5 protein-coding genes and 1 pseudogene are annotated in these 3,817 nt (G+C 44.9%); 4 read left to right on the top strand and 2 right to left on the bottom strand.

The window, feature by feature from the left end:
- A partial coding sequence (locus AAC147_RS15060) for an IS630 transposase-related protein (protein ID WP_047682581.1) occupies window positions 1-218 on the bottom strand: 218 nt, incomplete at its 3' end.
- A gap of 189 nt (window positions 219-407) precedes the next feature.
- On the opposite strand from AAC147_RS15060, the gene AAC147_RS15065 reads away from it, so the two are divergent.
- Genes AAC147_RS15065 through AAC147_RS15080 form a run of 4 tightly spaced genes read left to right on the top strand, consistent with a single transcriptional unit; the run spans window position 408 to window position 3,045 of the window.
- Entirely contained in the window at window positions 408-788 is a 381-nt protein-coding gene (locus AAC147_RS15065) for a PadR family transcriptional regulator (protein ID WP_047682583.1), read from the top strand.
- A gap of 50 nt (window positions 789-838) precedes the next feature.
- The gene (locus tag AAC147_RS15070) at window positions 839-1,732 is read left to right on the top strand and encodes a permease (protein ID WP_047682585.1); all 894 of its coding nucleotides are present in this window, start codon (window positions 839-841) and stop codon (window positions 1,730-1,732) included.
- Between the two features lie 12 nt (window positions 1,733-1,744).
- Window positions 1,745-1,963, top strand: a complete 219-nt coding sequence (locus AAC147_RS15075; protein WP_047682587.1) for a hypothetical protein — start codon at window positions 1,745-1,747, stop codon at window positions 1,961-1,963.
- Window positions 1,964-2,007: 44 nt separating this feature from the next.
- Complete coding sequence (locus AAC147_RS15080; protein WP_231571436.1) at window positions 2,008-3,045, top strand: methyltransferase domain-containing protein; 1,038 nt, start codon at window positions 2,008-2,010, stop codon at window positions 3,043-3,045.
- A 96-nt stretch (window positions 3,046-3,141) separates the two neighbouring features.
- Here AAC147_RS15080 and AAC147_RS20210 read toward each other — a convergent pair.
- Window positions 3,142-3,817, bottom strand: a pseudogene (locus AAC147_RS20210) (IS982 family transposase); the annotation flags it as partial.

Consider the following 3,817-nt stretch of genomic DNA (forward strand, 5'->3'; position numbering starts at 1 on the left):
TGATAGTCATCGGGAAAATGTTGAACATCTGCGATGAGATCTTCATCAGGAATTTTCGTGGCGGGTTTAGCGCGGGTCATGCAAGGTTCTATTTTATTGCACCACCGAAACAAAGTCCGTATGGAAACCTCAAAATGCGTACTCGTTTGTTCGAAAGTCAACGAATGCTTGTCTTTGTATGCCAGGACTCGCTTTCGAAAATCCAGACTGTAACCCATCTCATCTTATGCCTTATTATCTTGGAGCTGAATATTATGTCATATAAATATGATTTTGCTATAGGGTCTTCTTATAAGCGCCTGTTAGTCCAGTGTATGCCAGAATTTCCAGCCATCTACACATATACGCATACATGAAATCTGAGATTAGACTTGATACATTGATGGTCGAGGTGTAGAATTTCCAGTATGACTAGATCAACGACTCCCTCTCAAGCTGTGAAACGTGTACCGGTGGATTACACCGACCGTTTGTATTGGAACGGCATTATTAAGATGAGTTTGTCCAAGTTCTTCATCTTAAGTGTATTACGACACCGCCCAATGCACGGTTACGAAATCGCACGCGAAGTGGAATGTTCTACCAAAGGTTGCTGTGCGCCGACCGAAGGGACAATCTATCCAGTCTTGCGTGAATTCGAACAAGGTAATTATGTCACAGTACATACTGAAACGGTTGCGGGTCGTGGGCGTAAGGTCTATACACTGACGGAAAAAGGCAACGAGGCCTTTGCTGTAGCAGTCGAGGCATGGCTGGAAGTGACTGCACATATCACTCGACAGCAGTGATTTTTTTTAAGTACATACATAGATCATCTATGCATTGATCGGAAATGCTTATGAACCTCAACACCTTCACTGAGACTATGAAGTTCTTTGCCATCATTAGCGGAGAGCTGATCGTGTTATTTTTAATCGTCAGCTTTATAGTAGCGATGATGCAGGAATATGTTCCAGCCAGTACTGTCCAGCGTTTGTTAACTGGCCGTAGTTTACGCGGCAACATCGTTGGTGCGGGGCTAGGAGCCGTAACACCATTTTGTTCCTGCTCGACCATTCCGGTCACAGTCGGTTTGCTTAACGCAGGGGCCCCATTTGGCGCTACCATGTCATTTTTGATTTCATCGCCGATTCTGAATCCTGTCATTCTGGGCTTGCTGGTCACATTATTTGGATGGAAATTCACGTTATTCTATGCTGTATCGACTTTTATTCTAGCTGTTGTGGTCGGTGTGATTTGGCAGTTTTTCGGACTGGAAAAAGACATTAAAAAAGTGAGATTGGTCGGTGAGGTCGACATATTGAAGTCGACAGACTTCAAATCACGTTTGTTCCGTGCTGGTCACTCAGCATTCAGTTTGTTCAAGACATCTTTGCCATATTTGCTGATTGGTGCCGGTATCGGCTCGTTAATTTACGGCGTGGTACCGGGCGAGTGGATTGCCAACGTAGCTGGTGCCGACAATCCATTTGCCGTCCCAGTCGCGGCAGCCATTGGTGTACCGCTGTACATCCGTGCCGAGACCCTGATTCCTATAGGTATGGCTTTGCAGGCTCAGGGAATGAGCATAGGTGCGGTCGCAGCGCTGATTATTGCCGGCGCAGGTGCCAGCATCCCTGAGGTAACCTTGCTTAACACCATTTTTCGCCCCCGCCTAGTTAGTATTTTTGTGGTCACTATTTTCACTGTTGCTATCGGTGTGGGTTATATCGCTAACCTGTTGTTTATGTAAGGAGAATGAAAAATGTCTGAGAAAAAAAGCTTCTGGGCTAGTTTGTTCGGCAAACAAAAAATGTCCACCTGCTGTGCGGTACGTATCGAGGAAGTGTCTGAAGAATCCACCAAAGATTCAGGAGTAAAACCGACATCCTGCTGCGATACACGGATAGAACCGGCAAGAGAAAGCAACCTCGGTTCTTCCAATTCTGAACAGAAGAAAGATAGAACAAAGAAAGGGGAGTAGGTATAAGCATGAAACAATATGAATTTGACCAGAGAATAGAGGAAGTGCAGCATTATTACGGTGATACGCTAGTAGATAAGAAGGATTTAGCTACTAAGGTTTGTACTGTGGAAGAGCAACCTACTAATACTATCAAATCCATTTTGGCGAAAATTCATCCCAAGGTACAAATGCGTTTCTACGGGTGTGGCATACCATTCCCTCCGTTACTGGAAGGGACAACGGTACTTGACTTAGGTTGTGGCGGAGGGAGAGATTGCTTCGTGTTATCCAGCCTAGTCGGCGAGCAGGGTAGTGTTATTGGTATAGATGCCACTCCTGAACAAATTGCCTTCGCTCAGAGTCATATCGATCATCACCGTGAAGTTTTTGGTTATGCCAAAAGCAATGTCAGTTTTTTGCAAGGCCATATTGAGGCACTGGATAAGCTAAACCTTCCACCTGAAAGTGTCGATGTCATTGTCTCGAACTGCGTAATCAACTTGTCAATGGCTAAAGCGGATGTATTGACTGGTATGGCAAAGTTACTCAAGCCTGGGGGGGAAATTTACTTTGCCGATATTTTTTCAGATCGCAGGCTAGCACCAGAATTGAAACAAGATCCACTCATCGTGGGTGAGTGCATAGGCGATGCATTGTATTTCGAGGATTTTATTCATTTGGCGCGACAGGCCGGATTTCTTGATGTGAGAGTCACTGCCAAGACATTGAAAAACATATCTAATCCTATAATTGCGGCTAAACTTGGGGGAGCAAGATTATATTCTATTACTCTGCGATTGTTTAAGATGGATCTGGAGGAGGGCTGCGAGGACTACGGTCAAGTTGCTATCTATAAAGGAAAGTTGCCGGAAGCACCTGACCGTTTTATGTTGGACATTGGTCATTCTTTTGAGACTGGGCGTGCTGTACCCGTATGTCGTAATACGGCTGATATGATAAAAAACAGTCGATATAGTGTGCTATTTGATGTTATCGGCGAAGGGCTTCAACATTATGGTTCTTTCCAGTGTGGAACTTATCAGCAGCCCGTGTTCTCTATTGAATCTAACGCTTCCGATAGGGCTAGTTGTGGGTGTTAACAATATTTCAATGTTATCAACTACAGTGCATAGTTCTGCACACTGGGGACTATAGGGGAATGTTTTGAAAATAGAAAAATAACGCGATGCTCGACTTCAACATCCTATAACGTTGGCTTGTTGAAGCCAGTCGCGTTGACTTTTACCTTGTTGAAAATTGGCAAAAATACCCAAGGTGTGAGAAAGCAGTTTTCTGGCAATTCGATTACTCAAATGCCACAAATCCCGTGCCCAGCACTTCTCGATAGCAAATTGTCCGGCGAGTTGACCAATCACGGTTTCAATTAAACGGCGTTTGGCGTTAATGACCCTTCTCGTTTTTCTGGGGATGGGATCATCCATATTGGCACGCACGGGGGTAATCATTTCAATATCCTCTGCTTTCATTTCCTGTTTAAATAGCCTTTATCACCCAGCAAACAGCCTTTTATCGAGCTGATCACATCTCAGGTTGCTTCACGCTCACTGACATTGGCGGGCGTCAGTGTAAACCCGATTACCACGCCGATTTCGTCTATCATGAGATGCCCTTTGAAGCCGTAGTAAGTTTCGTTTTTGGCAGCGCAGTACCCATAATCGGCTTGTCCTCTGAAGTTGGCACTGCCTTTTGCTCTTTTAAATCCACAGACGGGCAGCGGAAATCCATCGATAATATGTACCGGCCTGTCGAGCGCGCCCAATAACTTCGCCAGCTTTTCTTGCAGTTGTTGTTTAACAACCCAAAGATTCGAAATCTGTTTAGCGAACCCAAATGCTGTGACATAGCCTTTTG

The organism is Xenorhabdus sp. NBAII XenSa04, assembly GCF_963866145.1.
Classification (GTDB): Bacteria; Pseudomonadota; Gammaproteobacteria; order Enterobacterales; family Enterobacteriaceae; genus Xenorhabdus; species Xenorhabdus indica.